The following is a 22,091-nucleotide window of genomic DNA, read 5'->3' as shown; positions in this document are numbered from 1 at the left end:
TCGCTTCGTGGGACGGCGCAACGCCGGTGGCTCGGGCGCGAGTACGGCCGCCGTGTTCGGCGAGGTGCTGCGGCACTTCCGGGAGGCCGCGGGGCTCACGCAGGAGGGCCTGGCGGCCCGCATCCCCTGCGACCGCTCACACGTCGCCCGCGTGGAGGCGGGGTCGCGGGTGCCGCAGGACACCTTCGCGAAGACGTGCGACGAGTTGCTGGGCACGGGTGGGGTGCTGGGGCGGCTGTGGGGGCGGATCGACTGGTATCCGGAGGTGGAGCATCCGGACTGGTTCCGGCGCCGGGCCGAGATGGACGCGGTGGCTGTCGCTCTGCGGGAGTACCAGGAGCGGGTGATTCCCGGGCTGTTGCAGACCGAGACGTATGCGCGAGCACTGTTCTCCCGCGTCGCGAACGGCGAGGAGCTGGAGGAGCGCGTGCGGGCACGCCTGAGCCGACAGCAACGCTTCATGGGCGACGAGCGCCCGTCCTACGTCGTCGTCCTGGACGAGAGCTGTCTGCGCAACGTGGTGGGAAGCCACGAGGTGATGCGGGACCAGTGCGCAGCCCTGTTGAACCTCGGGCGCCGCCCCAACATCCGCATCCAGGTGGCGCCCGCGAGCTACCCGGAGCTCCTGAGGCCCAACGTCTCGATGTCCCTGATCGAGCTGCCCGGCGGCGAGCGTTGGGTGTACTCGGAGTCGCTGGAACGGGGCCACTTCACCAGTGATCCAGCCGTGTTCGCCCAGCACAGCCACACCTATGATGTGCTCAGGGCGGACTCACTTTCGACTCGCCAGACGGTCGCCCTCATCGGCGACGCGATCGAAGGGTACGAACACCATGGGCAGCCACGAACCCGACGCGACGTTCTGGATCAAGAGCAGCTACAGCGGGGAAAACGGCGGCAACTGCGTCGAAGTGGCCCCAGGATTCCCATCCGTCGTCCCCGTCCGCGACAGCAAGAACCCTGACGGTCCCGTCCTGCTCGTCGGCCGCGCCGCCTGGTCCGCATTCACCGGAGCCCGCTTTCTCGTGCTCCGGTGACACGGGCGCCTACCCGGAATAAGCCACGGGGAGAAGGAAACCCAGCCAGGCCCCACCCCTCCCTCCCGCCCACGGCGTCGCCTCACTCGCCTAAGTGAACATCGGCGGTCTGGCTGGATTTCAGGGGGCCCAACTCCCTCACGCTCAGCGCACCAACTGCTGGCATATGTCAGCCCCCGCGAGGACTAGCGATCCCCACGAGGGCCTGGCCAACGAGGAAGTTAGGGAGTGGATCAAGGAGTGGCGTCTGGTGAGTACCTCAAGGAACCCCCGGTTGCTGAAGCCAGTGCCCGATGTGCAGCCGTAGTTGCCGTCATGCAGCGCGACGGCAATCTTCGGCGGGGTCGTTGGAGAGGTCGGCTCGACAGCGTAGCCCTGTTGGCAGCAGGCCCAGATCCCTCAACTGGACCCGCGTGCGACGTTCTGCTGCCCGGACAGCCGTCCGGATGGCCCACGGACGCTTCTTCCGCTTCGGGCACAGGTCACATACCAACTGGCCGCGACCCCCGTTGACTCACCTGTGCCGTTCGGTCAGCATTGTCCGGTGACAGACCAGGCAGAACAATTACCGTTGCGGGTCATCGCGCTGCTCGCCGTCATGGCGGCAACACTCGGCCTCTCCGCCTGCGGCAGCGGTGAGAGCGGCAACGACGCCGCCCCGGCCACCCCCTCGGCGAGTCCGCCGTCCTCCGTCGCGCCCACCCCGGCGCCTCCGTCCCCCGCGCCCACCTGTGTCCGCGGCGACAGGGAGTGGCTGGACAGCAATCTCCTCGGGCGCAGCGTGACCAGCTACCTGCCCATCGAGCTCGGCGGCCCGCCGAAGCTCTGCGAGCCCGTGACCGTGCACGTCGGCTATTTCGACGTCTCCTTCACCACTGTCATGGACGGGGAGAAGCCGAAGCAGGGCTACACGGTGGAGACGGTCGACCGGCAGCAGCTCAAGGTCGACGGCTCCGCTGCGGTCCAGGCGGAGCCGCCTTCAGGCAGCGGCGGTTCCGCCTCCTCGTGCACCGGGCGCCTGATGACCATGTCGCTCGGCAAGCAGGTGGGGCCTGCGGACATCAAGACCATCAGCTGGACGCAGTACGAAGGGAGCGGCGCCTTCGGGAATGTGGGGATCTCCTTCAAGGACAACGCGGGCATCGTCCGCTACGACCTGCAGGCCCCGGCCGAAGTCTCCGCCTGCTGATTCCGGCCGTAGTGTCTCCCGCGCACATTGCGGCGAGTTGTTCGCCGAACTCGCCGGACCGTGGGAGGCCGTCTGCCAGTCCGCGCTGCGTGCGGCACGGGGTGGCCCACGCCGACGGGCGGAAGGGGCTGGACGCAAGCCGAAGCTGGTCTTCCTCGACCGGCTGCTGGTCACCCTGGTCCATCTGCGCCATCAGTTGCCGCACGCAGTGCTCGCCGAGCTCTTCGCCGTGGACCGCTCCACCGTCTCCGAGGCCGTCCGCCAGGTTCGCCCGCTCCTCGCGGCCCGCGGGTTCGCCGTACCCGACCGGGCGGGACTGCGGCTGAAGACCCTGGAGGACGTCTTCGCCTATGCCGACGCTGCTGGCGATCGGCCTGGGCCTGTACATCCAGTCGGTGCGCGTCGGCACCCCGGTGGACATCAAGAGCCTCACCGCCCGCTTCAAGGAGGGCGCGACCCGCATCGGCGCGGCCCTGAACGAACTGGAGGAGTACGGCTACCTGCGCCGCGAACGGGAGCGCATCCCGGACGGCCGCATCGTCACGCGCACGGTGTCGTGCAACGACCCGGCAAGCGCGGCCCGGCGTCGCACATCCGGACGTCCGCACGCTGCCGCGCGGGCGAAACGCCCTTTGCACCGCCCGACTGCGGCGCCACGCCCGCTGCCCGCCGTACCGCAACCCGGCTGCAAGGCCCCCGCATTCCTCCAGCAGGCCACCGATGTCCTCACCGGTCTGCGCCGCCACGACCGCCGCCTGCTGCTCTCGGCCTGCGACACGACCCACCTGGCCCCCGGCGTGGCCGCCTGGAACGCGAGGTCAGCCCCGCGGCCGTACGCGACGCCCTGACCACCGGCCTGCCGGCCGAGGGCGTACGCCGCCCGGCGGCCCTCCTGGCCCACCGCCTGACGGCCCAACTGCCACCCCCACTGCCGGTGGGCCCCCGAACGACCGCCGCGCCACCCCCGGTCCGGCATCCCCTCCGCAACTGCGACCGCTGCGACCGGGGCTGCCGCGCCCCCGACCACGAACCCCACTGCCGCGACTGCCGGTCCGCAGCCGCCCGACCATCCTGAGCGAACGAAACCCCAAGCACCTCTGGAGGAACCTGGTGGCCGTGGACCTCTCCTTCCACAAGTCCTACATTTCCGGGGAAATCCGCGACGAGGGCCGCGCCCAGGGGGGTGCCGAGGCTCTCCTGATCGTCCTGGAACAGCGAGGCCTCGACATCTCCGACGACGTCCGCGGACGCATCACGGCGTGCGGTGACGCCGACGTCCTCCGCCGCTGGCTCCGCCGCGCCGTCACCGTGTCCGCCGCCGAGGCGACGATCTTCACGGACGCGTGACCGGGCCTCCGGGGGTCAGTCGCCCTTGGGGTCCTCGTCCTTGTCGCGGTCGCGGTCCTTCTCGTCGTCCTTGTCCAGCGACTTCAGGAAGTCCGGGTTGTCGTCCGGCGCGACCCACTGCCGCCGCCCGCCGCCGCCCTGCCAGGGCGAGGAGCCGGCCGGCTGCCGCTTCTTGCCGGCGATGATCCAGGAGACCGAGCCGACCAGCGGGAACAGCAGTACGAGGATCGCCCACAGTGGCTTGGGGATGTGCCGGACGTCCTCGTCCTTCGTGCTGATGCAGTCGATGAACGCGTAGACGCTCAGCGCCAGTGGGATCAGGAACATCAGCACCCGGAGCATGGGGCCTCTCCAGCTCAAGCGGTGGGCGGGGACGCGTCACGGCCCCCAGGTACAGGGCCAGGGTAGCGGCTCGGGGATACTGGACCGCATGGCTTACGACGATCTTCGCTCGCTGCTCCGGGCGCTGGAGCGCGAGGGCGACCTCAAGCGCATCAAGGCCGAGGTGGACCCGTACCTGGAAATCGGGGAGATCGTCGACCGGGTGAACAAGGCCGGCGGCCCCGCCCTGCTCTTCGAGAACGTGAAGGGCTCCGACATGCCCCTCGCGATGAACGTCTTCGGTACCGACCGGCGCCTCCTCAAGGCCCTCGGCCTGAAGTCGTACTCCGACATCTCGGACAAGATCGGCGGGCTGCTCCGCCCCGAGCTGCCGCAGGGCTTCGTCGGCATGCGCGAGGCCTTCGGCAAGCTCGGCACGATGACCCACGTGCCGCCGAAGAAGGTGAAGCCGGGCAGCGCCCCCGTCCAGGAGGTCGTCCTGACCGGCGACGACGTGGACCTCGACCGGCTCCCCGCCCTCTTCACCTGGCCCGACGACGGCGGCTCCTTCTTCAACCTGGGCCTGACCCACACCAAGGACCCCGAGACGGGCATCCGGAACCTCGGCCTCTACCGGCTCCAGCGTCACGACAAGCGCACCATCGGCATGCACTGGCAGATCCACAAGGACAGCCGCAACCACTACCAGGTGGCGGCCAGGCGGGGCGAGCGCCTGCCCGTCGCCATCGCCTTCGGCTGCCCGCCCGCCGTGACCTACGCCTCCACCGCCCCGCTCCCCGGCGACATCGACGAGTACCTCTTCGCCGGGTTCCTGCAGGGCAAGCGGATCGAGATGGTCGACTGCAAGACCGTGCCGCTCCAGGTCCCCGCCCAGGCCGAGGTCGTCATCGAGGGCTGGCTGGAGCCCGGCGAGATGCTCCCCGAGGGGCCCTTCGGCGACCACACCGGCTTCTACACGCCGCAGGAGCCTTTCCCCGCCCTGAAGATCGACTGCGTGACGATGCGCAGGCGTCCGCTGCTCCAGTCGATCGTGGTCGGCCGCCCGCCGACCGAGGACGGTCCGCTGGGCCGGGCGACGGAGCGTTTCTTCCTCCCGCTCCTCAAGATCATCGTGCCGGACATCGTGGACTACCACCTCCCCGAGGCCGGCGGCTTCCACAACTGCGCGATCGTCTCGATCGACAAGAAGTACCCCAAGCACGCCCAGAAGGTGATGCACGCCATCTGGGGCGCCCACATGATGTCCCTGACCAAGCTGATCGTCGTCGTCGACTCCGACTGCGACGTCCACGACCTGCACGAGGTCGCCTGGCGGGCGCTGGGCAACACCGACTACGCCCGTGACCTCACCGTCGTCGAGGGCCCGGTCGACCACCTCGACCACGCCTCCTACCAGCAGTTCTGGGGCGGCAAGGCGGGCATCGACGCGACGAAGAAGCTGCCCGAGGAGGGGTACACGCGCGACGGGGGCTGGCCGGACATGGTGCTGTCCGACCCGGAGACGGCGGCGAAGGTCGACCGCCGCTGGAAGGAGTACGGACTGTGACCTCGGCTTCCGCCGCGCTGCCGCAGCAGCCGGGGCGCACCAAGGCGTTCCTGCGCCTGGTGATGATCGAACACTCGGTGTTCGCGCTGCCCTTCGCCTACATCGCCGCCCTGACCGCGATGTACATGTGGGACGAGAACATCCACTGGGGCCGGCTGCTCCTGGTCACCGTCGCGATGGTGGGCCTGCGCACCTTCGCCATGGCGGTCAACCGGATCATCGACCGCGAGATCGACGCCCGCAACCCCCGCACCGCCCACCGCGAACTGGTCACCGGCGCCATGTCGGTCAAGCACGCCTGGACCGGCGCGCTGATCGCCCTCGTCGTCTTCCTGGGCGCCGCGGCCCTGCTCAACCCGCTCTGCCTCGCCCTCGCCCCCATCGCGGTGGTCCCGATGGTGGTCTACCCCTACGGCAAGCGGTTCACGAACTTCCCGCAGGCCATCCTCGGCCTCGCCCAGGCCATGGGCCCCATCGGCGGCTGGCTGGCGATCAGCGGCGAGTGGTCCTGGGAGGCCGTCATCCTCGGCCTCGCGGTCGGCATCTGGATCGGCGGCTTCGACCTGATCTACGCCTGCCAGGACGTCGAGACCGACCGGCAGGTCGGCGTGAAGTCGGTCCCGGCCCGCTTCGGCATCCCGGCGGCCATCTGGGGCGCCCGCGCCTGCCACACCGTCACCACGGGCCTCTTCGTCTGGTACGCCCTCGCCACCGACGCCGGATTCTTCTTCTGGCTCGGCCTGTTGATCGTGGCGGGTGCCTTCGTCTACGAGCACACCATCGTGCGCCCGACCGACCTGACCCGCCTGAACAGGGCGTTCTTCTCGGTCAACGGCTTCATCGGGATCGCCCTGTTCGTGTGCGCGCTGCTGGACCTGCTCGTCCGGGGCCTCACCGTCTGAAAACCCTGAGCCTGCGACTAGGCTCGACACCATGAAGCCAGGACAGACGCAGCGCACGCCTTGGATCGTGGGGGTGTCAGGGGCATCCGGTACGCCGTACGCGGCGGCGGTGCTGCGGGCGCTGCTCGCCGCCGGCGAGAGCGTCGACCTGGTGGTCAGCCGGGCCTCGCGGCTCACCCTGCTCGACGAGACCGGCATCTCCTTCCGGGACGCCCACTGGGAGACCGACCTGCGGCAGTGGCTCGCGCGCGGCGCCGACGGCAAGCCCGGGACCTTCGACGTGGACCTCTCCGGCGTACGGCACTGGAGCGCGGGCGACCTCGCGGCCGGGCCGTCCTCGGGGTCGTACCCCGTCAAGGGCATGCTGATCGTGCCCGCCTCGACGGCCTGCGTCGCGGGTGTCGCGCTGGGACTGTCGAAGGACCTGCTCCAGCGGTCGGCGAGCGTGACCCTCAAGGAGCGCCGCAAGCTGGTCGTCGCCGTGCGGGAGACCCCGCTGGACGGCCGGACGCTGCGGCACCTGGTGACCCTGGACGACGCGGGCGCCACCGTGGTGCCCGCCTCGCCCGCCTTCTACGCGGGGGCGACGCACATCCAGGACCTCGTGGACTTCGTCGCCGGCCGCGTCCTGGACGCGGCCGGGGTCCGGCACGACCTGTACCGCCGCTGGCGCGGCGACCTCGGCGGGGCACGCCCCACCACCTGAGCACCACCTCCCCCCACACGTTGTGACCCACATCTTCAGAACTCTTCAGTGGAAGGCTTCGATCGCATGGACGCGGTGGACAGGCAGCTCATCCAGGCCCTGAGGGAGAACGGCCGGGCCTCCTACGCGGAGCTGGGGCGCCTCGTCGGACTGTCGGGGCCCAGCGTCACCGACCGCATCAACCGGCTGGAGGCCGCCGGGGTCATCACCGGCTACCGGGCCACCGTGGACGCGGCCTCGCTCGGCCTCGGCGTCATCGCCCTGATCGGCATCTCCCTGTCCGACGCGGCCGACCACGAGGACGTGGCGCAGCGCCTGAAGGACCTGCGGGAGATCGAGGACTGCTGGTTCATCGCCGGCGACGACTCCTACATGCTCAAGGTGCGCGCCACCGACGTGGACGGCCTGGAGAGCATCATCAGGCGGCTGTCGGGGACCAAGGGCGTCTCCCGGACCCGTACCACCATCGTGCTCTCCACCAAGTGGGAGAACCGGGTGGGCGAGCTGCCCGAAGAGGTCTGACACCGGGGGCCGCCACCGGAGGCGTACGGTTTACGAGTCTGTCTCAGAAAGAGGTATCGCATGGACGCCGGGCTCAAGCGGGAGCTGGAGCAGAAGGTCCGCTCCGGGGAGCGGCTGACCCGCGAGGACGGCATCGCGCTGTACGAGTCGGACGATCTCGCCTGGCTCGGCGGCCTCGCGCACGAGGTGCGGACGCGCAAGAACGGCGACGTCGTCCACTTCAACGTCAACCGCCACCTCAACATGACCAACGTGTGCACCGCCTCCTGCGCGTACTGCTCCTTCCAGCGCAAGCCGGGGGAGAAGGACGCGTACACCATGCGCATCGAGGAGGCGGTGAAGCTCGCCAAGGCGATGGAGGGCGAGAACCTCACCGAGCTGCACATCGTCAACGGCCTGCACCCGAACCTGCCCTGGCGCTACTACCCGCGCTCGCTCAGGGAGCTGAAGGCCGCGCTGCCCGACGTCTCGCTGAAGGCGTTCACCGCCACCGAGATCCACCACTTCGAGACCATCTCCGGGATGTCCGCCTCCGACATCCTCGACGAGCTGATCGACGCCGGCCTGGAGTCCCTCACCGGCGGCGGCGCGGAGATCTTCGACTGGGAGGTCCGGCAGCACATCGTCGACCACCGCACCCATTGGGAGGACTGGTCGCGCATCCACCGCCTGGCGCACGAGAAGGGGCTCAAGACCCCGTGCACCATGCTGTACGGCCACATCGAGGAGCCCCGCCACCGCGTGGACCACGTGCTGCGCCTGCGTGAACTCCAGGACGAGACGGGCGGCTTCCAGGTCTTCATCCCGCTGCGCTACCAGCACGACTTCGTGGACATGAAGGACGGCAAGGTCCGCAACCGGCTCCAGGCCCGCACCCAGATGGCGACGGGCGCCGAGGCCCTCAAGACCTTCGCGGTCTCCCGGCTGCTCTTCGACAACGTCCCGCACGTCAAGGTCTTCTGGGTCATGCACGGCGTCCAGACCGCCCAGCTCGCCCTCCAGCACGGCGCCGACGACATGGACGGCTCGGTCGTCGAGTACAAGATCACCCATGACGCGGACGACTTCGGCACGCCGAACAAGCTGACCCGCGAGGACCTGCTCGACCTGATCCGGGACGCGGGGTTCCGGCCGGTGGAGCGCAACACCCGGTACGAGATCATCCGGGAGTTCGACGGGCCGGACCCGGCGCGCCGGGAGGCGCCGCAGCCGATGCGGGTGTGACGTCCGCGTCCGCCTTCCGGGGGTGACGGGCCCGGAGGTAATGGTTAACATGGCGGCGTGTCCCTTACCTTCACCTTCGACCCGCCTGTCACCCCCGCGCTGCGCGACGGCGTGCTCGACCTGTGGACCGACGTCTCCAACGCGGGCGGCTCCGTGGGCTTCGTGCCGCCGGTGACGCGGGAGGACGTCCGCCCCGAGCTGGTCAAGCACCTGGTGGGCATGGCCGAGGGCCGCACCCGCCTCCTCGTCGGCCACGATGAGCAGGGGAAGGTCGCCGCCACCGCCTTCCTCGCCCTGAACACGCACCGGCTGATGACCCACTGGCTGTGGCTCTACACGGTGATGGTCCACCCCCGTCTCCAGGGACGGGGCTACGGCCGCGACCTGATGGCCGCCGCCGCGGACGCCGCCCGCACCGTCGACGGCATCGAGGCGATCCGCCTCACCTGCCGGGGCGGGCTCGGCCTGGAGCGGTTCTACGAGTCCTGCGGCTACAAGGAGGTCGGCCGGGTGCCCGGCGCGATCCGGGTGGCGCCCGGCGACGACCGGGACGACGTCTTCCTGCTGCTGCCGCTGGCCTGACCAGGTCTCCCGGCCGGACCCCACCCCGCTGCAAGACCGGCACCCCGGCATGTTTCACTGGACGTGCCTGTTTGTGCCGGAAACGGAAGAGTGGATTGAGATGCTCCGCTACACGCTGATGCGCCTCGGGATCTTCGTGGGCTGCCTCGTGGTCGTCTGGGGACTCGTCTACGCAGGCGTCTTCCCGCGCGGCCTCGGCGAGTCCAACGGTATGTGGGTCCTCCTGCTCTCCCTGCTGATCTCGGCACCCATCAGCTACGTCGTGCTGCGCAAGGAGCGCGACCGGGCCTCGGTCCAGGTCGCCGGCCGCGTGGACCGGATGAAGGCCAACCTCGACGCCAACCGCGGCATGGAGGACGTCGCCGACGACTCCTCCCGCACCCGGAGCCAGGCCTCGTAACGCACCTCACAGACCCGCACGCCCCGGTTTCCGATATCCCAGGAAACCGGGGCGATCTGCGTTTTACGGGCGCAGGGCCTCCGCCGCCTGTCAAAGCGAGGCTTTGGGGGTCTCAAAGCGTAGGTGTTAAAGTCGTGTGCATGAAGCACGCAGCCGCGCCCCACACACCCCCGAGCCTCGGGCTCGTGGCGCGCCTGCACGTGGACCTCTGTCGGTGCGCGTCCGCGAACTGTCGCCCCTGACGTTCCCCCTCATCCCGTCGTTCTCCACGTCAGCACTGCGCGTCCGTCCCCGCGTCCCGTCCCCTTACGGAGTCCGTCCGTGTCCTCCCTCACGAAGTCTTCCGACGAGAAGACCTCCAAGTCGCCCAAGCTGCCCTTCAAGGTGCCCTTCTGGGCCCAGATCATCGGCGGTCTGGTCCTCGGTGTCCTGCTGGGCTGGCTGGCCCGCAGCCAGGACATATCGTGGCTGGTCACCACCCTGGAGAAGGTCGGCGACATCTTCATCGGCCTGCTGAAGCTGGCCGTCGCCCCGCTCGTCTTCTTCGCGATCCTGGTGTCGATCACCAACCTGCGGAAGGTCAACAACGCGGCCCGCCTGGCGTCCCGCACCCTCCTCTGGTTCATGATCACGTCACTGATCGCGGTGGCCATCGGCCTCGTCATCGGCCTGGTCACCAACCCGGGCGCCGGCACCGGCCTCACCCCGGCCGACGGCGCGAAGCCCGAGAACACCGGCTCCTGGATCGACTTCCTGACCGGCATCGTGCCGAGCGACGTCATCACGCCGTTCACCGAGCTGAACGTGCTCCAGATCGTCTTCATGGCCGCCGTCGCCGGCATCGCCGCCCTCCAGCTCGGCGAGAAGGCCCAGCCGATCCTGAACCTGAGCGAGTCGATCCTCGAACTCCTCCAGAAGGCCCTGTGGTGGGTCATCCGCCTGGCCCCGCTCGGCACCGTCGGCCTCATCGGCCACGCCATCGCCACCTACGGCTGGGACCTGATCGGCAAGTACGCCACCTTCACCGCCGACATCTACGTCGGCTGCGCGATCGTGCTGTTCGGGGTCTACCCGACGCTGCTCGCCACCGTCGCCAAGGTCAACCCGATCCAGTTCTTCAAGGGCGCCTGGCCCGCGATCCAGCTGGCCTTCGTCTCCCGCTCCTCGGTCGGCACCATGCCGCTCACCCAGCGGGTCACCGAGCGCCTCGGCGTCCCGAAGGAGTACGCCTCCTTCGCCGTGCCCTTCGGCGCGACCACCAAGATGGACGGCTGCGCCGCGATCTACCCGGCGATCGCCGCGATCTTCGTCGCGCAGATCTTCGACATCCAGCTCGGCGTCGGCGACTACCTGCTCATCGCCTTCGTCTCGGTGGTCGGCTCCGCCGCCACGGCCGGTCTCACCGGCGCCACGGTCATGCTGACCCTGACCCTCTCCACGCTGGGCCTGCCCATGGAGGGCGTCGGCCTGCTCCTCGCCATCGACCCGATCCTGGACATGATGCGCACGGCGACGAACGTGGCCGGGCAGGCGCTGGTCCCGGTCCTGGTCTCGGCGCGTGAGGGCATCCTCGACCGCAAGGCCTACGACGAGGCGCACAGCTCGCCGATCGACGAGCCGGAGCTTGAGCCGCGCAAGCAGGCCTCGGAGCCGGTCCCGGCCGCCGTCTGACGGCACTTCGGACCATCGCGACGCCCCGCGCCGGACACCGGCGCGGGGCGTCCGCGCGTGTCCGCCGGGCACCGGCGGTCCGACACGGGCGGGCGCGCGAGCCGGCCGTCCCCGGCGCGCGGTCCTGATCGGCGCCGTGCGGACCGTACGCTGATGCGCATGGGTGCTTCGAGGACCAAGCGGATGCCGCGTGCGGTGCGGGAGCAGCAGATGCTGGACGCCGCCGTACGCATCTTCGGGCAGCGGGGCTACATGGCGGCGTCGATGGACGAGATCGCCGAACTGGCGGGCGTCTCCAAGCCGCTGGTGTACCTGTACCTGAACTCGAAGGACGACCTCTTCACCGCCTGCATCCGCCGCGAGGCCCGCGCCCTCACCGAAGCGGTGCGGGCCGGTGCGCTGCCGGGGCTGTCCGCCGACGGACAACTCTGGTCGGGGCTGCGGGCGTTCTTCGACCACACCGCGCGCAACCCGGACGCCTGGCGGGTGCTGCACCTGCACGCCCGCACCCACGGGGAGCGGTTCGCGGCCGAGGTGGCGGTGATGCGCGCGGAGATCGTCACCTTCGTGACGCAGCTGATCGCCGCCGCGGCACGGGACGCGCACCGGGACCCGCACCTGCCCGAGGGCGAGGTCGCCGGGCTGGCCGAGGCGCTGGTCGGTGCCGCCGAGGCGCTCGCGGACTGGGCGAGCGCCACCGAAGGCGTCACCGCGAAGCAGGCGGCGGCGACCCTGATGAACTTCGCCTGGGCGGGCCTGGGCGACCTGATGGCGGGCCGGCCCTGGTCGGCGCCGGAGGAGCCGGACGCCGACCCGACGGCTCAGGCAGCCCCGGTCCGGGCCGGATAGGGCCCGACCTCGCCCGACAGGTGCAGCCGGTCACCGGCGCCGCGCAGCTCGAACCGCCCGCCCTCGGCCCCGTACCGCACCGTCCCCGGCAGCAGCACCGGTGCGCGGAACTCGGCCCGCACCACGGCCGCGTCCGGCGCCCCGTGTTCCGCGAGGCACCGGGCCACGGTCCACATGCCGTGGGCGATGGCCCGGGGGAAGCCGAAGAGGCGGGCGGTGAGGGGGTGCAGGTGGATCGGGTTGCGGTCGCCGGACGCGGCACCGTAGCGCCGTCCGACGTCATCGGCGAGACGCCACTCGGCGCGGGTGGGCAGGGGCGGCGCGGGGGGTGCGGCGGGGGCGTGCCCGGGGTGTCCGGTCGCGGGAGGGAGCCCGGACGTGCGGTGGCGGGCCAGGTAGGTGCTGCGCGACTCCCAGACCAGGTCGGTGCCCTCCCGCAGCCGGGTCACCACGGACGCCTCGGTGCCGCGCCGGTGCGGGGCGAGCCCCTCGACGTGGACGGACAGCTCGTAGGCGGCCGTCACGGTCAGGACGGTGTGCCGGGTGATGTCGATCGAGGTGTGGACGAGCCCGAGCAGCGGCAGCGGGAAGCGCCGGGCGCTCATCAGCCGCATGACGGCGGGGAAGCCCAGCACGTGCGGGTAGGTCACCGGCAGCGCGTCCGCCCCGGTCGCGAACCCGCAGGCCCGCTCGTAGGCGGCCAGGCGCGCGAGGTCGACGCGCAGGTCGGGCAGGACCAGCCGGGTGCGGGGGAAACCGGCGTCCGGGCGGGGCCGTTTGAGCGGGGACAGCAGCGCGCCGCGCGCGAGGAGCGGCGCGAGGGCGGGCGGGCCGCTCAGGGTGGTGGCGGGGGAGGCGGAGCCCTCGGTGGCGGAGGCGGAGCCCTCGGCAGGGGAGGCGGAGCCCCCGGTGGGGGAGGCGGAGTCCATCACGCCCCCAGCAGGCTCTGGCCGCAGACCCGGACGACCTGGCCGTTGACCGCACCGGAGGCCGGGTGGGCGAGCCAGGCGGTGGTGCGGGCGACGTCGACCGGGAGACCGCCCTGGGCGAGGGAGTTCATGCGGCGGCCGGCCTCCCGGATGAGGAGGGGGACCGCCGCGGTCATCTTCGTCTCGATGAAGCCCGGCGCGACCGCGTTCACCGTCACCCCGTGCCCGGCGAGCGCGCGCGGCGCCAGCGAGCGGACCAGACCGGCGATCCCGGCCTTGCTCGCGCCGTAGTTGGTCTGGCCGGCGTTGCCCGCGAGCCCGGCGATGGAGGCGGTCGCCACGATCCGGCCGCCCCGGTGGACCGCGCCCGCGGCCAGCAGCGCGTCCGTGGTGCGCAGGACGCTCGCTAGGTTGACGTCGAGGACGGAACTCCAGCGGTCGGCGCCCATGTTGACCAGTCGCCGGTCGCGGGTGATGCCCGCGTTGTGGATCAGTATGTCGAGTCCGCCGGGCAGGGCGGCGGCGATGCGCTCGCCCGCGTCGGCGGCGGTGATGTCCAGGGCGAGGGGGGTGCCGCCGAGGCGCTCGGCGAGCCCGCGCGCCTCCCGCTCCGCCTGCGGCACGTCGAGGAGGACGACGTGGGCGCCCTGCTCGACCAGCGTCTCGGCGACGGCGGCGCCGATGCCGCGGGCGGCGCCGGTGACCAGGGCGGTGCGTCCGGCGAGGGGGCGGTCCCAGTCCTCCGGGGCGCTGACGGCGGCGCCGGCGGGGGCGACCTCGATCACCTGGCCGCTGACGTAGGCGGAGGCGGCGGAGAGGAGGAAGCGGAGGGTGGACTCGGCGGCGGGGGCGTCGGTGAGCCGGACCAGGTTGACCGTCCGGCCCCGCCCGATCTCCTTGCCGAGCGAGCGGGTGAAGCCCTCCAACGCCTGCTGGGCGGCGGCCTGGTGGTGGTCGTCGGGGTCGAGCGGGGCACCGAGGACGACGATCCGGCCGCTCGCGGCGACGGACCCCGCGACGGGGTGCAGGGCGGTGTGCACCCCGGCGAGCGCGTCGACGTCCCGCACGCCGGTGGCGTCGAGGACGACGGCGGCCGGGTGGCCGTCCCCACCGGCGGCGAGACCGGTGCGGGCCAGCACGGGGGCGAGGTCCAGTTCGGTCCTGCCGGCCGTGAGGTGCAGCAGGCCGCCCTCCAGCGCGTCCCGCCGGAGCGGTGCGGGCCGTGGGAGGCCGAGGCGCCGGGTGAGGAAGCGGCCGGGCGCGGTGCCGGTGAAGCTGAGATAGCGGTCGGCCATGTCCTGTCTCCCCAACGGCTGTGCGGCGTGTGCCGACTTTGCTTACTCTGGAGTAAGGTTACCGGAGGTAAGCCTATGTCACGGGTGAGGAGCAGGTCGAGATGAGCCCCCTGGAACCGCCCCGGACGCGCCGCGTCGCGATCGTCGGCGGCACGCGCGTCCCCTTCGCCCGCTCCGACGGCCCCTACGCCACTGCCTCCAACCAGGAGATGCTCACCGCGGCCCTCGACGGCCTGGTCGAGCGGTACGGCCTCCAGGACCCGGGCGCGGTCGGCGAGTTCGTCGCGGGCGCGGTCCTCAAGCACAGCCGCGACTTCAACCTGGCCCGCGAGACGGTCCTCGGCTCGGCGCTGGACCCGCGCACCCCGGCCTACGACGTCCAGCAGGCCTGCGGCACGGGGTTGCAGGCCGTGATCGCCGCCGCCAACAAGATCGCCCTCGGCCAGACCGAGTCGGCGGTCGCGGGCGGCGCCGACACGGCGAGCGACGCACCGCTCGGCGTCAACGACCGCCTGCGCCGCATCCTGTTGGAGGCGCGCCGGGCGAAGTCGCTCGGCGGCCGGGCGAAGGCGCTGGCGAGGATCCGCCCGGGCCACCTGGTCCCGGACATCCCGCGCAACGCGGAGCCGCGCACCGGCCTGTCGATGGGCGAACACGCCGCGGTGACCGCCCGGGCCTGGGGCGTGACCCGCGAGGCGCAGGACGAACTGGCGGCGACGAGCCACCAGCGGCTGGCGGCGGCGTACGAACGCGGGTTCTTCCAGAACCTGGTGGTCCCCTTCCGGGGCCTGGCCCGCGACCAGAACCTGCGCCCCGGCTCGACCGTGGAGAAACTCGCCGCGCTGAAGCCGGTGTTCGGCCTCTCCGGGGACCGCCCCACGATGACGGCGGGCAACTCCACGCCCCTGACGGACGGCGCGGCGACGGTCCTGCTGGCGAGCGAGGAGTGGGCGCGGGCCCGCGGGCTGGAGCCGCTGGCGTACCTGACGGCGTACGAGACGGTGGCCGTGGACTTCGTCGGCGGCGATGTCGCGGGCGGCGAGGACGGCCTGCTGATGGCGCCGGCGTACGCGGTCCCGCGGATGCTGGAGCGGGCCGGGCTCGGCATCGAGGACTTCGACCTGGTCGAGATCCACGAGGCGTTCGCGTCCCAGGTGCTGGCCACGCTGGCGGCCTGGGAGAAGCGGGGCCTGGCCCCGGTGGACCGGGCCCGCCTGAACGTGGCCGGTTCCTCGCTGGCGACCGGCCACCCCTTCGCGGCGACGGGGGCCCGCGTCGTGGCGACGCTGGCCGCGCTGCTCGCCGAGCGGGAGGGGCCCGGACGCGGGCTGATCTCCGTCTGCGCGGCCGGTGGCCAGGGTGTGACGGCCATACTGGAAAGAACGTGACTTACTGGCAGGTAACCCCCGACACTGCACACCTCCGACGCGGGACCATCCCCGAACCCGCACCAACTTTCCACGAGTGCCCCGTACGATCCCCGAACTGACCGCCGGTAACCCCGGGTTCCGGGGGCGGCGATGAACGCCTCGGCGCGCGAGGCCCGTACTTCACGCAGCAGAGCACTGCCGGCCGCGCAGTGCGCGCGATGCAGTGTCGCCGCTGCACGTCACAGGAGCCGCCCGTGTCCACCTCGCTTCCCTCCTTCGCCGCGTCCGCCGCCTACGCCGACTCGCCCGGCCCCACCCTGGTGGAGCCCGAGACGCGGCGGCTGGACGGGGCCGTACGGGAGGCGTACGTACCGCCGCTCGCCCCGCCGGTGCGGCACGGCTCCCTTGCCGACCTGCCCTTCGACAACGCGGCCGCGGCCCACGACCAGGTGGTCCTCAGCCGCAGGTCGGCGCAGGGGGAGTGGTCCGACGTGACGGCGGCGGACTTCGCCGGGCAGGTGCTGGCCGTCGCCAAGGGCCTGATCTCCGAGGGCCTGATGCCGGGCGACCGCATCGCGATCATGGCGCGGACGACGTACGAGTGGACGCTGCTGGACTTCGCCGCCTGGGCGGCCGGCCTGGTCACCGTCCCCGTCTACCCGACCTCCTCCCTCTTCCAGACCCGCTGGATACTCCAGGACTCCGGCGCCGTCACCCTGGTCACCGAGACCACCGCGCAGGCCGCGGCCATGGGCCCGGAACTGGACCGCATCCCGGACCTGAAGCACCTGTGGGTCATGGAGAAGGGGCACGTGGAGCGGCTGGCGGAGCTGGGCGCGCAGGTACCCGACGCGGAGGTGGAGGTCCGCCGGGGCATGCTGAGCCCGAGCACCCTCGCCACCCTGATCTACACCTCGGGCACCACCGGCCGCCCCAAGGGCTGCGCGCTGACCCACGGGAACTTCTTCGCCGAGGTCGACAACGCCATCGAGCTGCTCTACCCGGTCTTCAAGGCGAAGACGGGCGAGGAGCCGTCGATCCTGCTCTTCCTGCCGATGTCCCACGTCTTCGGCCGCATGGTCGCCGTGGCCTGCGTCCGCGCCCGGGTCCGCCTCGGCCACGCGCCCAGCCTGAAACCGGAGGACCTGCTCCCGGACCTGGCGGCCTTCCGTCCGACCTGCCTGCTGACCATTCCGTACATGCTGGAGAAGGTCTTCAACAGCGCCCGTGCCAAGGCCGAGTCGGGCGGCCGGTCCTCGACCTTCGACCGCGCCGTCTCGGTGGCGGTGCGCTACGGCGAGGCCATGGAGGCCCGCCAGACGGGCGGCGGCGGCCCGGGCCGCGGCCTGAAGACCGCCCGCTCCTTCTACGACCCCCTGGTCTTCCGCAAGATCCGCAACGCCATGGGCGGCCGGGTCCGCTACGCCATCTGCGGCGGCTCCCCGCTCGGCCGCCGTCTGGCCGCCTTCTACGCCGGCGCCGGCATCGAGATCTTCGAGGGCTACGGCCTCACCGAGACGACGGCCGCGGCGACGGTCACGCCCCCGCTGAAGCCGCGCCTCGGCACGGTCGGCTGGCCGCTGCCCGGCACCCGCGTCCGCATCGCCACCGACGGCGAGATCCTCGTCGCCGGCGAGCAGGTCCTGCCCGGCTACTGGGACCCGCAGGCGGGCGGCGTCGTCCCGGCCGCCCCCGACGGCTGGTTCGCCACCGGCGACATCGGCAGCCTGGACGACGAGGGCTACCTGACGATCACCGGCCGCAAGAAGGAGCTGCTGATCACCGCGGGCGGCAAGAGCGTAGCCCCGGCCCCCCTGGAGAACTGGCTGCGCTCGCACCCCCTGATCTCCCAGTGCATCGTCCTCGGCGACCGACGCCCCTACGTCTCCGCCCTGTTCACCCTCGACCCCGACGGCCTCACCCACTGGCGCCGCATGAACGGCAAGCACCCGGTGCCGCCCGAGCTGCTGACCGACGACGAGGAGGTCCTGGCGGTGCTCCAGCGCGCGGTCGACGAGGCCAACAAGCTGGTCTCCCGCCCCGAGTCCATCCGCCGCTTCGCCGTCCTGCCGCGGGACTTCACGGAGTGGGAGGGCCATCTGACCCCCTCGATGAAGCTGCGGCGCGAGGCGATCATGCGGGACTTCGCGAGTGCGGTGGAGGGACTGTACGGCGGCTCCTGACCGGTCGGCCGCTCAGCGGCGGGCGATCAGGCAGGCCTGCGGGACCTTGGCGGAGGTGTCCTCCTCCTGGACGCGCACCGTCCGCGACAGCACGGTGAACCCGGCCCCCTCCAGCAGCTGAGCCACCGGTTCCGGCCGCCGCCGCTCGTAGTCCAGACAGACCGGGTGGCCGAAGGGCCGGTCGACCCGGCTCGGCCCGTCGCCGACCTGGAAGGCGAGGAGCAGGTGCCCGCCCGGCGCCAGCACGCGCCGGATCTCAGTGAAGAGGTCCGGCAGCCGCTCCCACGGCGTGTGGATCGACGAGTACCAGGAGACGGCCCCCGCGAGGGCGCCGTCCGGCAGGTCCAGCTCCAGCATCGAACCCTGCTCGAAGCGTAGGCCCGGGTTCTCGCGCCGCGCGATGGCGAGCATCGGCGCGGACAGGTCGACGCCGAAGACCCGCAGGCCCAGCGAGGCCAGGTGCGCGGTGACCCGGCCGGGCCCGCAACCGAGGTCGGCCACCTCCCCGTCCGGCCCCACCATCTCGGCGAACGCGCCCATCAGCGCGCGGTCCAGCGGGGTGCCGGCGCCGAGGTGGCGGAAGCGGTCCGCGTAGTCCTCGGCGATCGTGTCGTAGAAGTCGCGGGTGGTGGTCACGAAGGCGGGGTCGGTGGTCACGGAGGTGTCGGCGGTCATGGTGGCGTCGGCGGTCTCGGCGGTCACGTTGGCGTGGTCGGTCGTGGCGGTCTCGTCGGTCATGGCGCGGACCCTAACGGCGCCCACCGACAGCGGGGCCTCATTCCAGCCCCGCCGCCCGCGGCGCAGCCGTGAGCGGGGCCTCACTCCAGCCCCGCCGCCCGCAGCCCCGCGGTGACCGCCGCCGCCCCCAGCACCACCACCGCGAACGGCGCCCGCCGCCACGCCAGTACGCCGCCCGCCAGCACCCCCACCGGCCGCGCCCAGCCCGCGAAGCCGCCCGCCTCGGTGAGCGCCCCCGTCGCCAGCAACGCCACCAGCAGCACCACGGCACCGGCGGACAGCAGCTCCCGTGCCCGTTCCGGCACCGTCACCCGGCCGTGCAGTGCCGGACCGACCAGGCGGAAGGCGTACGTCCCGACCGCCAGCGCGAGGATCACGGCGACCATGGCACTCACGCGGGCTCCTTCCGGACGGGCGCGCGGTGGAGGAACAGGCCGGTCAGCGCCAGCAGCACCGGCACCCCCGCCGGGACGGCCGGAGTCAGTGCCAGGGCCACCGCGGCGCCGGGCAGCGCCGCCCGGCGCAGAGCGGCCTCCTCCCGCAGCGCGGGGAGGACCAGGGCGACCAGCACGGCGGGGAAGGCGGCGTCCAGCCCGTACGTCGCCGTGTCGCCGAGCGCGGTGCCGGCCAGCGCCCCGAGCAGCACGCCGACGTTCCACACCGCGAACAGCGCCACGCCCGACAGCCAGAAGGCCGCCCGCCGCCGCGCCGGGTCCCGCTGGGCCAGGGCGAACGCGACCGTCTCGTCGGTGACCAGATGGGCTCCGACCAGCCGCGCCACCCGGCCCGTACCGATGGACTCCGCGATCGCCAGGCTGAAAGCCGCCGTACGGGTGTTCAGCAGCAGGCCGGTGGCGGCCGCGGCCACCGGGCCGCCGCCCGCCAGCAGCACACCGACCGCGCTGAACTGGGCGGAGCCCGCGTACACGACCAGCGACATCACCACCGGTACCCACACCGGCAGCCCGCCGGCCACGGCGATCGCGCCGAACGAGACGCCGACGATGCCGCCGGCGGCACTGACGAGGGCCACGTCCTTGAGCAGCTCGGGGTCCCGGCGCCAACCGGAAGGATCGGGTGGAGGGGATGGGGTTGTTCGCTGTACCGAACGCATGTTTCCTACAATGGACAGACCGAGTGTTGTTCGTCAAGACGAACGAACGTACCGATGGAGCGAACGCCATGTCCGAGCCGGCCTCCACCCGCCCACCCCTCGACTGGATCGCCGCCTCCCTGCGGCGCGAACGGACCAGGTCCGGCCTGTCCCTGTCCGAGCTGGCCAAACGGGCCGGGGTCGCCAAGTCCACGCTGTCGCAGCTGGAGGGGGCGAGCGGCAACCCGAGCGTGGAGACGCTCTGGGCGCTGGCCGTGGCCCTCGACGTGCCGTTCAGCACCCTGGTGGAGCCGCCGGCCGCCGCGGTGCGGGTGATCAGGGCGGGGGAGGGGCCCCAGGTGGGCTCCGAACGCGCCGACTACACGGCCACCCTGCTCTCCTCCAGCCCGTCCGGAGTGCGCCGGGACCTCTATCACCTGCGGGCGGAGCCGGGGGCGGCCCGGGAGTCCGAGCCGCACCTGCCGGGCACGGTCGAGCACCTGGTCGTCGGCAGCGGGCGCCTCCTGGCCGGCCCGCGCGGGGAGAGCGTGGAACTGGGGCCCGGCGACTACCTGACCTACCGCGGGGACGTGCCCCACACCTACGAGGCGCTGGTGCCGGGGACGGCGTTCGTCCTGGTCATGCAGCACGTGTGACGAGGCGGGGAGGCGGGGGCCCCGGGAAAGGCAGGAGCCCCGTCGCCTGACGGCGCGGGGCTCCTTGGGTACTGCTGTCAATCAGACAGGAGTGACGTTCTCCGCCTGCGGGCCCTTCGGACCCTGCGTGACGTCGAAGGACACCTGCTGGTTCTCCTCGAGGGAACGGAATCCCTGAGCATTGATCGCGGAGTAGTGGACGAAGACGTCCGGGCCGCCGCCTTCTTGGGCGATGAAACCAAAGCCCTTTTCGGCGTTGAACCACTTCACGGTTCCGGTAGCCATAAGCCCTCCTTGGGCCCAAAGGGTTGCCCTGCTCCAGAACCAGCAAGTGTGAAGACTGAAATGCTGCACAACTGCATACGTCTGAGAACGACGAGAGCCCGCGGTCACATGCTCCGCAGGCTCTGTACTGCAAGGGAAACCAAACTGCAACTTGCTGTGAGCCTAGCACGCAGGCACCCGAGCGCAACAGAGGCCAAGATCACTTCACCCGGACGTTTGAACGCCTCCGCCGATCGGCCGACGCCGGGGGTCGGCGGCGGACGGAATCCGGGGGAGGGCTAGCCTCGCGATGTGGACAATTCTCGCACCCGGCCGCGCGTCGGCCACATCCAGTTCCTGAACTGCCTGCCCCTGTACTGGGGGCTCGCGAGAACAGGCACGCTCCTCGACTTCGAGCTCACGAAGGACACCCCGGAGAAGCTCAGCGAGCAGCTGGTGCAGGGCGGTCTCGACATCGGTCCCGTCACCCTGGTCGAGTTCCTCAAGAACGCCGACGACCTGGTCGCCTTCCCCGACATCGCCGTCGGCTGCGACGGCCCGGTCATGTCCTGCGTGATCGTGTCCCAGGTGCCGCTGGACCGGCTGGACGGCGCCCGCGTCGCCCTCGGCTCGACCTCGCGCACCTCGGTCCGCCTCGCCCAGCTGCTCCTCGCCGAGCGCTTCGGGGTCCAGCCCGACTACTACACCTGCCCGCCGGACCTGAGCCTGATGATGCAGGAGGCCGACGCGGCCGTCCTCATCGGCGACGCGGCCCTGCGCGCCAACATGATCGACGGCCCGCGCTACGGCCTCGCCGTGCACGACCTGGGCGCGCTGTGGAAGGAGTGGACGGGGCTGCCGTTCGTCTTCGCGGTGTGGGCGGCGCGCAAGGACTACGCCGAGCGCGAGCCCCTGCTCACCCGCCAGGTGCACGAGGCCTTCCTCGCCTCCCGCAACCTCTCCCTGGAGGAGGTCGGCAAGGTGGCCGAACAGGCGGCCCGCTGGGAGGCCTTCGACGAGGAGACCCTCGCGCGGTACTTCACCACCCTGGACTTCCGCTTCGGCGCCCCGCAGCTGGAAGCGGTCACCGAGTTCGCCCGCCGGGTCGGCCCGACCACCGGCTTCCCGGCGGACGTGAAGGTGGAGCTGCTCCAGCCCTGACGGCAGCTGCTCCAGCCCTGACGGGCCGGCCGCGGCCCCGGGCCCCCGGGCGGGCGGCGCACTACCCTGCTCCCAGGTACCGGCG

At 71.8% G+C, this 22,091-nt stretch carries 23 protein-coding genes and 3 pseudogenes; 19 read left to right on the top strand and 7 right to left on the bottom strand.

The annotated features are described in order from the left end of the window. Positions 1–7: 7 nt before the first annotated feature. From ACZ6EG_RS15620 to ACZ6EG_RS15595, 6 genes and pseudogenes are all read left to right on the top strand, one after another. On the top strand, positions 8–964 hold the full coding sequence (locus tag ACZ6EG_RS15620) for a helix-turn-helix domain-containing protein (protein WP_391970098.1): 957 nt from the start codon (positions 8–10) through the stop codon (positions 962–964). Then, entirely contained in the window at positions 912–1,037 is a 126-nt protein-coding gene (locus ACZ6EG_RS15615) for a DUF397 domain-containing protein (protein WP_391970097.1), read from the top strand. Before ACZ6EG_RS15620 ends, ACZ6EG_RS15615 begins: the two co-directional genes overlap by 53 nt. Before the next feature lie 544 nt (positions 1,038–1,581). Continuing rightward, positions 1,582–2,226, top strand: a complete 645-nt coding sequence (locus tag ACZ6EG_RS15610) for a hypothetical protein (protein WP_469604893.1) — start codon at positions 1,582–1,584, stop codon at positions 2,224–2,226. After that, positions 2,147–2,506: pseudogene (locus tag ACZ6EG_RS15605) on the top strand (helix-turn-helix domain-containing protein); the annotation flags it as partial. The gene ACZ6EG_RS15610 and the pseudogene ACZ6EG_RS15605, both read left to right, overlap by 80 nt. 70 nt (positions 2,507–2,576) lie before the next feature. Continuing rightward, positions 2,577–3,301: pseudogene (locus ACZ6EG_RS15600) on the top strand (helix-turn-helix domain-containing protein). Then, positions 3,298–3,573 (top strand): annotated as a pseudogene (locus tag ACZ6EG_RS15595) (hypothetical protein); the annotation flags it as partial. The pseudogenes ACZ6EG_RS15600 and ACZ6EG_RS15595, both read left to right, overlap by 4 nt. 15 nt (positions 3,574–3,588) lie before the next feature. On the opposite strand, the gene ACZ6EG_RS15590 reads toward ACZ6EG_RS15595, so the two are convergent. After that, positions 3,589–3,915, bottom strand: coding sequence for a PLD nuclease N-terminal domain-containing protein (locus tag ACZ6EG_RS15590; protein ID WP_391970095.1), 327 nt, complete (start codon positions 3,913–3,915; stop codon positions 3,589–3,591). A gap of 88 nt (positions 3,916–4,003) precedes the next feature. Between ACZ6EG_RS15590 and ACZ6EG_RS15585 the strand changes: the two genes are divergently transcribed. The 9 genes from ACZ6EG_RS15585 (at position 4,004) to ACZ6EG_RS15545 (ending at position 12,317) form a co-directional block, all read left to right on the top strand. After that, positions 4,004–5,461, top strand: coding sequence for a menaquinone biosynthesis decarboxylase (locus ACZ6EG_RS15585; RefSeq protein ID WP_391970094.1), 1,458 nt, complete (start codon positions 4,004–4,006; stop codon positions 5,459–5,461). Next, positions 5,458–6,363 carry a menaquinone biosynthesis prenyltransferase MqnP gene (mqnP, locus tag ACZ6EG_RS15580; RefSeq protein WP_391970093.1) on the top strand — a complete coding sequence of 302 codons (906 nt, stop codon included), beginning with the start codon at positions 5,458–5,460 and terminating at the stop codon, positions 6,361–6,363. Before ACZ6EG_RS15585 ends, mqnP begins: the two co-directional genes overlap by 4 nt. 31 nt (positions 6,364–6,394) lie before the next feature. Then, positions 6,395–7,069, top strand: coding sequence for a UbiX family flavin prenyltransferase (locus tag ACZ6EG_RS15575; protein WP_391970092.1), 675 nt, complete (start codon positions 6,395–6,397; stop codon positions 7,067–7,069). Between the two features lie 66 nt (positions 7,070–7,135). Beyond that, positions 7,136–7,591, top strand: a complete 456-nt coding sequence (locus tag ACZ6EG_RS15570) for an Lrp/AsnC family transcriptional regulator (protein ID WP_219184458.1) — start codon at positions 7,136–7,138, stop codon at positions 7,589–7,591. Between the two features lie 60 nt (positions 7,592–7,651). Further along, positions 7,652–8,815, top strand: a complete 1,164-nt coding sequence (mqnE, locus tag ACZ6EG_RS15565) for an aminofutalosine synthase MqnE (RefSeq protein ID WP_356609317.1) — start codon at positions 7,652–7,654, stop codon at positions 8,813–8,815. A 57-nt stretch (positions 8,816–8,872) separates the two neighbouring features. Further along, the gene (locus tag ACZ6EG_RS15560; RefSeq protein ID WP_391970090.1) at positions 8,873–9,397 is read left to right on the top strand and encodes a GNAT family N-acetyltransferase; all 525 of its coding nucleotides are present in this window, start codon (positions 8,873–8,875) and stop codon (positions 9,395–9,397) included. Positions 9,398–9,497: 100 nt separating this feature from the next. Then, on the top strand, positions 9,498–9,797 hold the full coding sequence (locus ACZ6EG_RS15555; RefSeq protein ID WP_391970089.1) for a DUF4229 domain-containing protein: 300 nt from the start codon (positions 9,498–9,500) through the stop codon (positions 9,795–9,797). A gap of 321 nt (positions 9,798–10,118) precedes the next feature. Next, positions 10,119–11,468, top strand: a complete 1,350-nt coding sequence (locus ACZ6EG_RS15550; RefSeq protein WP_469604885.1) for a dicarboxylate/amino acid:cation symporter — start codon at positions 10,119–10,121, stop codon at positions 11,466–11,468. A gap of 159 nt (positions 11,469–11,627) precedes the next feature. Next, on the top strand, positions 11,628–12,317 hold the full coding sequence (locus ACZ6EG_RS15545; protein WP_469604881.1) for a TetR/AcrR family transcriptional regulator: 690 nt from the start codon (positions 11,628–11,630) through the stop codon (positions 12,315–12,317). Here the strand turns inward: ACZ6EG_RS15545 and ACZ6EG_RS15540 are convergent. Next, positions 12,290–13,246: a MaoC family dehydratase gene (locus ACZ6EG_RS15540; protein ID WP_391970132.1), complete on the bottom strand. Its 957-nt coding sequence runs from the start codon at positions 13,244–13,246 to the stop codon at positions 12,290–12,292. The genes ACZ6EG_RS15545 and ACZ6EG_RS15540 overlap by 28 nt on opposite strands. Next, positions 13,246–14,541: a 3-oxoacyl-ACP reductase gene (locus tag ACZ6EG_RS15535; RefSeq protein ID WP_469604878.1), complete on the bottom strand. Its 1,296-nt coding sequence runs from the start codon at positions 14,539–14,541 to the stop codon at positions 13,246–13,248. The genes ACZ6EG_RS15540 and ACZ6EG_RS15535 overlap by 1 nt, the downstream gene beginning before the upstream one ends. Positions 14,542–14,642: 101 nt before the next feature. Here ACZ6EG_RS15535 and ACZ6EG_RS15530 point away from each other — a divergent pair, with 101 nt between their 5' ends. Then, a complete protein-coding gene (locus tag ACZ6EG_RS15530; RefSeq protein WP_469604875.1) occupies positions 14,643–15,929 on the top strand; it encodes an acetyl-CoA C-acetyltransferase in 1,287 nt (428 codons plus the stop codon). A gap of 236 nt (positions 15,930–16,165) precedes the next feature. Next, positions 16,166–18,094 (top strand): AMP-dependent synthetase/ligase, encoded by a 1,929-nt coding sequence (locus tag ACZ6EG_RS15525; RefSeq protein ID WP_391970084.1) that lies wholly within the window; start codon positions 16,166–16,168, stop codon positions 18,092–18,094. Between the two features lie 12 nt (positions 18,095–18,106). Here the strand turns inward: ACZ6EG_RS15525 and ACZ6EG_RS15520 are convergent, their stop codons facing one another. From ACZ6EG_RS15520 to ACZ6EG_RS15510, 3 genes are all read right to left on the bottom strand, one after another. After that, a complete protein-coding gene (locus ACZ6EG_RS15520) occupies positions 18,107–18,769 on the bottom strand; it encodes a class I SAM-dependent DNA methyltransferase (RefSeq protein ID WP_391970131.1) in 663 nt (220 codons plus the stop codon). A gap of 143 nt (positions 18,770–18,912) precedes the next feature. Beyond that, positions 18,913–19,218, bottom strand: a complete 306-nt coding sequence (locus ACZ6EG_RS15515; RefSeq protein ID WP_391970130.1) for an AzlD domain-containing protein — start codon at positions 19,216–19,218, stop codon at positions 18,913–18,915. Between the two features lie 5 nt (positions 19,219–19,223). Further along, a complete protein-coding gene (locus tag ACZ6EG_RS15510) occupies positions 19,224–19,946 on the bottom strand; it encodes an AzlC family ABC transporter permease (protein WP_391970083.1) in 723 nt (240 codons plus the stop codon). A gap of 68 nt (positions 19,947–20,014) precedes the next feature. Between ACZ6EG_RS15510 and ACZ6EG_RS15505 the strand changes: the two genes are divergently transcribed. After that, the gene (locus ACZ6EG_RS15505; protein WP_391970082.1) at positions 20,015–20,581 is read left to right on the top strand and encodes a helix-turn-helix domain-containing protein; all 567 of its coding nucleotides are present in this window, start codon (positions 20,015–20,017) and stop codon (positions 20,579–20,581) included. A gap of 81 nt (positions 20,582–20,662) precedes the next feature. Here the strand turns inward: ACZ6EG_RS15505 and ACZ6EG_RS15500 are convergent, their stop codons facing one another. Next, positions 20,663–20,866 carry a cold-shock protein gene (locus ACZ6EG_RS15500; RefSeq protein WP_003974443.1) on the bottom strand — a complete coding sequence of 68 codons (204 nt, stop codon included), beginning with the start codon at positions 20,864–20,866 and terminating at the stop codon, positions 20,663–20,665. Between the two features lie 291 nt (positions 20,867–21,157). On the opposite strand from ACZ6EG_RS15500, the gene ACZ6EG_RS15495 reads away from it, so the two are divergent. Then, on the top strand, positions 21,158–22,006 hold the full coding sequence (locus ACZ6EG_RS15495) for a menaquinone biosynthetic enzyme MqnA/MqnD family protein (protein ID WP_356609293.1): 849 nt from the start codon (positions 21,158–21,160) through the stop codon (positions 22,004–22,006). Positions 22,007–22,091 lie beyond the last annotated feature (85 nt).

It is taken from the genome of Streptomyces sp. NPDC041968, assembly GCF_055589025.1.
Note: the sequence above shows the minus strand (reverse complement) of the source record. Positions and strands in the feature narration are given on the sequence as shown.

Bases quoted from the DNA above. Each gene is read 5' to 3' on its own strand.
- ACZ6EG_RS15500 (WP_003974443.1), bottom strand. From the start codon at position 20,866: ATGGCTACCGGAACCGTGAAGTGGTTCAACGCCGAAAAGGGCTTTGGT.
- ACZ6EG_RS15545 (WP_469604881.1), top strand. From the start codon at position 11,628: ATGGGTGCTTCGAGGACCAAGCGGATGCCGCGTGCGGTGCGGGAGCAG.
- ACZ6EG_RS15570 (WP_219184458.1), top strand. From the start codon at position 7,136: ATGGACGCGGTGGACAGGCAGCTCATCCAGGCCCTGAGGGAGAACGGC.
- ACZ6EG_RS15575 (WP_391970092.1), top strand. From the start codon at position 6,395: ATGAAGCCAGGACAGACGCAGCGCACGCCTTGGATCGTGGGGGTGTCA.
- ACZ6EG_RS15590 (WP_391970095.1), bottom strand. From the start codon at position 3,915: ATGCTCCGGGTGCTGATGTTCCTGATCCCACTGGCGCTGAGCGTCTAC.
- ACZ6EG_RS15585 (WP_391970094.1), top strand. From the start codon at position 4,004: ATGGCTTACGACGATCTTCGCTCGCTGCTCCGGGCGCTGGAGCGCGAG.
- ACZ6EG_RS15530 (WP_469604875.1), top strand. From the start codon at position 14,643: ATGAGCCCCCTGGAACCGCCCCGGACGCGCCGCGTCGCGATCGTCGGC.
- ACZ6EG_RS15505 (WP_391970082.1), top strand. From the start codon at position 20,015: ATGTCCGAGCCGGCCTCCACCCGCCCACCCCTCGACTGGATCGCCGCC.
- ACZ6EG_RS15535 (WP_469604878.1), bottom strand. From the start codon at position 14,541: ATGGCCGACCGCTATCTCAGCTTCACCGGCACCGCGCCCGGCCGCTTC.
- ACZ6EG_RS15515 (WP_391970130.1), bottom strand. From the start codon at position 19,218: ATGGTCGCCGTGATCCTCGCGCTGGCGGTCGGGACGTACGCCTTCCGC.
- ACZ6EG_RS15555 (WP_391970089.1), top strand. From the start codon at position 9,498: ATGCTCCGCTACACGCTGATGCGCCTCGGGATCTTCGTGGGCTGCCTC.
- mqnE (WP_356609317.1), top strand. From the start codon at position 7,652: ATGGACGCCGGGCTCAAGCGGGAGCTGGAGCAGAAGGTCCGCTCCGGG.
- ACZ6EG_RS15540 (WP_391970132.1), bottom strand. From the start codon at position 13,246: ATGGACTCCGCCTCCCCCACCGGGGGCTCCGCCTCCCCTGCCGAGGGC.
- ACZ6EG_RS15510 (WP_391970083.1), bottom strand. From the start codon at position 19,946: ATGCGTTCGGTACAGCGAACAACCCCATCCCCTCCACCCGATCCTTCC.
- ACZ6EG_RS15520 (WP_391970131.1), bottom strand. From the start codon at position 18,769: ATGACCGCCGACACCTCCGTGACCACCGACCCCGCCTTCGTGACCACC.